Annotated in this window: 4 protein-coding genes and 1 pseudogene; all 5 read left to right on the forward strand. The window is 69.4% G+C overall.

The window, feature by feature from the left end:
• The first annotated feature begins 103 nt into the window (after positions 1-103).
• Positions 104-1,228 carry a DNA replication/repair protein RecF gene (gene recF, locus HO151_RS06680; RefSeq protein WP_173895163.1) on the forward strand — a complete coding sequence of 375 codons (1,125 nt, stop codon included), beginning with the start codon at positions 104-106 and terminating at the stop codon, positions 1,226-1,228.
• 149 nt (positions 1,229-1,377) lie between these two features.
• Entirely contained in the window at positions 1,378-1,848 is a 471-nt protein-coding gene (locus HO151_RS06685; RefSeq protein ID WP_173895164.1) for a DciA family protein, read from the forward strand.
• Between the two features lie 321 nt (positions 1,849-2,169).
• Positions 2,170-4,230 carry a DNA topoisomerase (ATP-hydrolyzing) subunit B gene (gene gyrB, locus HO151_RS06690; protein ID WP_173895165.1) on the forward strand — a complete coding sequence of 687 codons (2,061 nt, stop codon included), beginning with the start codon at positions 2,170-2,172 and terminating at the stop codon, positions 4,228-4,230.
• 40 nt (positions 4,231-4,270) lie between these two features.
• Complete coding sequence (gene gyrA / locus HO151_RS06695; protein WP_254594788.1) at positions 4,271-6,895, forward strand: DNA gyrase subunit A; 2,625 nt, start codon at positions 4,271-4,273, stop codon at positions 6,893-6,895.
• Positions 6,896-6,911: 16 nt separating this feature from the next.
• A pseudogene (locus HO151_RS07550) lies at positions 6,912-7,140 on the forward strand (hypothetical protein); the annotation flags it as partial.

The raw sequence follows: 7,140 nt of genomic DNA on the forward strand, positions 1-7,140 counted from the left end.
CCGGTCCGGGCGGCCCGGACGGTCGGGCGGCCCGGGAGAAGGAAAAGCAGTCCACAGGTCCGCGCCGCGGATCCACAGCCCTGAGGGGGGTCGGCGAACGACCATGCACGTCACGCATCTGTCGCTGGCCGACTTCCGCTCGTACGCCCGGGTCGAGGTCCCGCTCGATCCGGGCGTCACCGCGTTCGTGGGGCCCAACGGACAGGGCAAGACCAACCTCGTCGAGGCCGTGGGCTATCTCGCCACCCTCGGCAGCCACCGGGTCTCGTCCGACGCGCCCCTCGTGCGGATGGGCGCGGAGCGGGCGGTCATCCGGGCCAATGTCCGGCAGGGCGAGCGGCAGCAGCTCGTGGAGCTGGAGCTGAACCCGGGCCGGGCGAACCGCGCCCGCATCAACAGGTCCTCGCAGGTCAGACCCCGTGACGTGGTCGGCATCGTACGCACCGTGCTGTTCGCGCCCGAGGACCTGGCGCTCGTGAAGGGCGACCCCGGCGAGCGCCGGCGCTTCCTCGACGAACTGGTCACCGCGCGCTCGCCGCGGATGGCGGGGGTGCGCTCGGACTACGAGCGGGTCCTGAAGCAGCGCAACACGCTCCTGAAGTCGGCGGCGCTCGCCCGCCGCCACGGCGGTCGCACGATGGACCTGTCCACGCTCGACGTGTGGGACCAGCACCTGGCGAGGGTCGGCGCCGAGCTGCTCGCCCAGCGGATCGACCTGATCGCCACGATCCAGCCGCTGGCCGACAAGGCGTACGAGCAGCTGGCGCCCGGGGGCGGCCCGGTGGCCCTGGAGTACCGGGCCTCGTCCCCCGGGATCACCGGCCACGCGCGCGAGGAACTGTACGAGCAGCTGATGGGGGCCCTGGCGGAGACCCGCAAGCAGGAGATCGAGCGGGGCGTCACCCTGGTGGGCCCCCACCGGGACGAACTGCTGCTCAAACTGGGCCGGCTGCCCGCGAAGGGGTACGCGTCGCACGGCGAGTCCTGGTCGTACGCGCTGGCGCTGCGCCTGGCCTCGTACGACCTGCTGCGGACCGAGGGCAACGAGCCGGTGCTGGTCCTCGACGACGTGTTCGCCGAGCTGGACACCCGCCGCCGCGAACGCCTCGCCGAGCTGGTCGCCCCCGGCGAGCAGGTGCTGGTGACGGCCGCGGTCGACGACGACGTGCCGGACGTGCTGACGGGGACGCGGTACGCCGTGTCCGAGGGCGCGGTGGAGCGGGTATGAGCCGGAACACACCCGAGCCGGAAAATCCTCCCGGCCCTCCCGGCCCTCCCGGTCCTCCCGGCCTCCCGGAGTCCTCCGGGCCCGCCAAGCCTTCCGGCCCTTCCGGGTCTCCCGTACCCCCCGAGCCCTCCGGGGTCGACCTCGCGCGCGTGGCGCTGCGCGCGGCGAAGGAACGGGCACGCGCGCGCGGGGACGCGGTGCGGGACCGGAAGCAGGCGCGTCGCGGCGGCCTGCGCTCCGGCGCGCACGCCGACGGGCGCGACCCCATGGCCCTCGGGTCCGCCATCAGCCGGCTCATCACCGAGCGCGGCTGGGAGGCCCCGGCCGCCGTCGGCGGGGTCATGGGCCGCTGGCCGCAGATCGTCGGGGACGACCTGGCCAAGCACTGCGTACCGGAGAAATACGACGAGGACGAGCGCGTACTGATCGTGCGGTGCGACTCGACGGCCTGGGCCACCAATCTGCGGCTGCTCGCCCCGCAGCTGGTCGCACGCCTGAACGCGGACCTCGGGCATGGCACCGTGCGGCTGATCAAGGTACTGGGTCCCGGTGGTCCCGCCCACCGCTACGGCCCCTTGCGCGCCCCCGGCAGCACGGGTCCCGGCGACACCTACGGGTGAGCCAGACCGGACGGTATGCCCTTCGTAGCGGGGGGTTGACGCCCCGAAGCGCTGAGTGCCGCTCTGCGCCTCCTCGGCCCCGGGTCCGCATATGGGGAGTCGGTGGAGACCGGTTCAGGGCGGCACATGCGGACTCAGGTACCGGCAAACCCCCATCACTGTCAGTGCTACCGGTAGACTGGAAGCTAATCCCGCCCCACTTGTGGGACACACCGAGCAACGCTGACTAAGGCTTACCGACGCATCACGCCGCAGCCGCTCCGAGCCTCCCCCGAGGAGGACCCCGGAGCTTGGCCTGTGCTGTGCCAGAAAGGGCGCTTCGTGGCCGATTCCGGCAACCCCAACGAGAACACCCCGTCCACCGGCGAGGGCGCCAAGATCGAGGCCCACGCCTCGAACGGCGAGGTCACGGCCTCGTACGACGCCAGCGCCATCACCGTCCTCGAGGGTCTGGACGCGGTCCGCAAGCGACCCGGCATGTACATCGGATCGACCGGTGAACGCGGGCTGCACCACCTCGTGTACGAGGTGGTCGACAACTCCGTCGACGAGGCGCTGGCCGGCCACGCGGACACGATCGACGTCACGATCCTGCCCGACGGCGGCGTCCGCGTCGTCGACAACGGACGCGGCATCCCGGTGGGCATCGTCCCCTCCGAGGGCAAGCCCGCCGTGGAGGTCGTGCTGACCGTGCTGCACGCGGGCGGCAAGTTCGGCGGCGGCGGTTACGCGGTCTCCGGCGGTCTGCACGGCGTGGGCGTGTCCGTCGTGAACGCGCTGTCCACCAAGGTGGCGGTGGAGATCAGGACCGACGGCCACCGCTGGACGCAGGACTACAAGCTCGGCGTCCCGACGGCACCGCTGGCCCAGCACGAGGCCACGGAGGAGACCGGCACGTCGGTCACCTTCTGGGCCGACGGGGACATCTTCGAGACGACGGACTACTCCTTCGAGACGCTCTCGCGGCGCTTCCAGGAGATGGCGTTCCTCAACAAGGGTTTGACGATCAAACTCACCGACGAGCGCGATTCGGCGAAGGCCACGGTGGGCGCCGACGAGGCCGGTGCGGACGAGCCCGAAGAGGTCAAGACCGTCACGTACCACTACGAGGGCGGCATCGTCGACTTCGTGACGTACCTCAATTCCCGCAAGGGCGAGGTGGTCCACCCCACCGTGATCGACATCGAGGCCGAGGACAGGGAGCGCATGCTCTCCGTCGAGGTCGCGATGCAGTGGAACGGCGGCTACAGCGAGGGCGTGTACTCCTTCGCCAACACCATCCACACCCATGAGGGCGGCACGCACGAGGAGGGCTTCCGTGCGGCGCTCACCGGTCTCATCAACCGGTACGCGCGCGACAAGAAGCTGCTGCGCGAGAAGGACGACAACCTCACGGGCGACGACATCCGCGAGGGTCTGACGGCGATCATCTCGGTCAAGCTCGGCGAGCCCCAGTTCGAGGGGCAGACGAAGACCAAGCTGGGCAACACCGAGGCGAAGACCTTCGTCCAGAGGGTCGTGCACGAGCACCTCACGGACTGGCTGGACCGCAACCCGAACGAGGCCGCGGACATCATCCGCAAGTCCATCCAGGCGGCGACCGCGCGCGTGGCGGCCCGCAAGGCCCGCGACCTCACCCGCCGCAAGGGCCTCCTGGAGACGGCGTCGCTGCCGGGCAAGCTGAGCGACTGCCAGTCGAACGACCCCACCAAGTGCGAGATCTTCATCGTCGAGGGCGACTCCGCCGGCGGGTCGGCCAAGTCCGGCCGCAACCCCCAGTACCAGGCGATCCTCCCGATCCGGGGCAAGATCCTCAACGTCGAGAAGGCGCGGATCGACAAGATCCTGCAGAACCAGGAGATCCAGGCGCTGATCTCGGCCTTCGGCACCGGGGTCCACGAGGACTTCGACATCGAGAAGCTCCGCTATCACAAGATCATCCTGATGGCGGACGCCGACGTCGACGGCCAGCACATCAACACCCTGCTGCTGACCTTCCTGTTCCGCTTCATGCGGCCGCTGGTCGAGGCCGGGCACGTGTTCCTGTCCCGTCCGCCGCTCTACAAGATCAAGTGGGGTCGCGACGACTTCGAGTACGCGTACTCGGACCGTGAGCGCGACGCCCTGATCGAACTGGGCCGGCAGAACGGCAAGCGCATCCGCGACGACTCGGTGCAGCGCTTCAAGGGTCTCGGCGAGATGAACGCCGAGGAGCTGCGCGTCACGACCATGGACCAGGAGCACCGCGTCCTCGGCCAGGTCACGCTCGACGACGCCGCCCAGGCCGACGACCTCTTCTCGGTCCTGATGGGCGAGGACGTCGAGGCGCGCCGCGCGTTCATCCAGCGCAACGCCAAGGACGTCCGCTTCCTCGACATCTGAGTCGGTCCGCTGACCGCATCGGAAAGGATCTGCACCAGCAATGACCGACGAGAACACTCCGATCAACCCGCTCACCCCGATCGACCCGACCGGCCCGGACGGGGACAGCGCGTTCTCCCTGCGGGTCGAGCCCGTCGGGCTCGAGACCGAGATGCAGCGCTCGTACCTCGACTACGCGATGTCCGTCATCGTGTCGCGTGCGCTGCCCGACGTGCGGGACGGCCTCAAGCCCGTCCACCGCCGCGTGCTGTACGCCATGTACGACGGCGGCTACCGGCCGGAGAAGGGCTTCTACAAGTGCGCCCGCGTCGTCGGCGACGTCATGGGCAACTACCACCCGCACGGCGACTCCTCGATCTACGACGCGCTGGTGCGCCTCGCGCAGCCGTGGTCGATGCGGATGCCGCTGGTGGACTCGAACGGCAACTTCGGTTCACCGGGCAACGACCCGGCCGCCGCCATGCGGTACACCGAGTGCAAGCTGATGCCGCTGTCCATGGAGATGGTCCGCGACATCGACGAGGAGACCGTCGACTTCACGGACAACTACGACGGCCGCTCCCAGGAGCCGACCGTCCTGCCGGCCCGCTTCCCGAACCTGCTGATCAACGGCTCGGCGGGCATCGCGGTCGGCATGGCCACCAACATCCCGCCGCACAACCTGCGCGAGGTCGCGGCCGGCGCCCAGTGGTACCTGGAGAACCCGGAGGCCTCGCACGAGGAGCTCCTGGACGCGCTGATCGAGCGCATCAAGGGCCCCGACTTCCCGAGCGGCGCCCTGGTGGTGGGCCGCAAGGGCATCGAGGAGGCGTACCGCACCGGCCGCGGCTCCATCACGATGCGCGCGGTCGTGGCGGTCGAGGAGATCCAGAACCGCCAGTGCCTGGTGGTCACCGAGCTCCCCTACCAGGTCAACCCCGACAACCTGGCGCAGAAGATCGCCGACCTGGTGAAGGACGGCAAGATCGGCGGCATCGCGGACGTCCGGGACGAGACCTCGTCGCGCACGGGCCAGCGCCTGGTCATCGTCCTGAAGCGGGACGCGGTCGCCAAGGTCGTCCTGAACAACCTCTACAAGCACACCGACCTGCAGACGAACTTCGGCGCCAACATGCTGGCGCTGGTGGACGGCGTGCCGCGGACCCTGTCGCTCGACGCGTTCATCCGCCACTGGGTGGCGCACCAGGTCGAGGTCATCGTCCGCCGGACGAAGTTCCGGCTGCGCAAGGCCGAGGAGCGGGCGCACATCCTGCGCGGCCTCCTGAAGGCCCTGGACGCCATCGACGAGGTCATCGCGCTGATCCGGCGCAGCGACACCGTCGAGATCGCGCGGGAGGGCCTCATGGGCCTCCTGGAGATCGACGACATCCAGGCGAACGCCATCCTGGAGATGCAGCTGCGCCGGCTGGCCGCCCTGGAGCGCCAGAAGATCGTCGCCGAGCACGACGAGCTCCAGGCGAAGATCCGCGAGTACAACGCGATCCTGGCCTCGCCCGAGCGGCAGCGCACCATCATCAGCGAGGAGCTCGCCGCGATCGTCGAGAAGTTCGGCGACGACCGCCGCTCCAAGCTGGTGCCCTTCGACGGCGACATGTCCATGGAGGACCTGATCGCCGAGGAGGACATCGTGGTGACCATCACGCGCGGTGGCTACATCAAGCGGACCAAGACCGAGGACTACCGCTCGCAGAAGCGCGGCGGCAAGGGCGTACGGGGCACGAAGCTCAAGGAAGACGACATCGTCGACCACTTCTTCGTGTCGACGACACACCACTGGCTGCTGTTCTTCACCAACAAGGGACGCGTCTACCGCGCCAAGGCGTACGAGCTCCCCGACGCCGGACGGGAGGCGCGCGGGCAGCACGTCGCGAACCTGCTGGCCTTCCAGCCGGACGAGGCGATCGCCGAGATCCTCGCGATCCGCGACTACGAGGCGGTGCCCTACCTGGTGCTCGCCACCAAGGGCGGTCTGGTGAAGAAGACGCCGCTGAAGGATTACGATTCACCGCGTTCGGGTGGTGTCATCGCGATCAATCTCCGCGAAACGGAGGACGGTTCCGATGACGAACTGATCGGGGCCGAGCTGGTTTCGGCAGCGGACGATCTGCTTCTGATCAGCAAGAAGGCCCAGTCGATCAGGTTCACCGCGACGGACGACGCGCTGCGTCCCATGGGCCGTGCCACCTCGGGCGTCAAGGGGATGAGCTTCCGCGAGGGGGACGAGCTCCTCTCGATGAATGTCGTCCGACCCGGTACGTTCGTGTTCACTGCCACGGACGGCGGGTACGCGAAGCGGACCGCCGTCGACGAGTACCGCGTCCAGGGCCGCGGCGGTCTGGGTATCAAGGCTGCCAAGATCGTCGAGGACCGCGGCTCGCTCGTCGGCGCGCTGGTGGTCGAGGAGACGGACGAGATCCTCGCCATCACACTGTCCGGCGGTGTGATTCGCACGCGAGTCAACGAGGTCAGGGAGACGGGCCGTGACACCATGGGCGTCCAACTGATCAACCTGGGCAAGCGCGATGCCGTCGTAGGTATCGCACGCAACGCCGAGGCCGGTCGTGAGGCCGAGGAAGTCGACGGGGTGGTCGACGACCCGGACGAGATCGAGACGGTCGCCGGCACGGCCGGCACGGACGAGGACGAGCGGTCCTCGGACGAGTAGCGAGGAGTGAGTCATCGTGAGCGGAGCCACGGGCGCCGGTTCGACCGATACGGGAACGGACGGCGGCCGTGGCTCCGCCACGGAGGCGACCGACTCCCATGATTCTCATGGATCCCAGGGGGGAACTGTGACGGACACCCGAGGCCCGCAGACGCCGCAGTACGCGGCCGGTGCGGCCCCAGGCCCGCAGGTGCCTCCGGGCCCCGCGGCACCCGCCGGCCCGAAGGCCCCGGCGGGCCAGGCGG

The sequence above is a fragment of the Streptomyces sp. 8P21H-1 genome (genome assembly GCF_013302945.1).

Bases quoted from the DNA above. Each gene is read 5' to 3' on its own strand.
- recF (WP_173895163.1), top strand. From the start codon at position 104: ATGCACGTCACGCATCTGTCGCTGGCCGACTTCCGCTCGTACGCCCGG.
- gyrA (WP_254594788.1), top strand. From the start codon at position 4,271: ATGACCGACGAGAACACTCCGATCAACCCGCTCACCCCGATCGACCCG.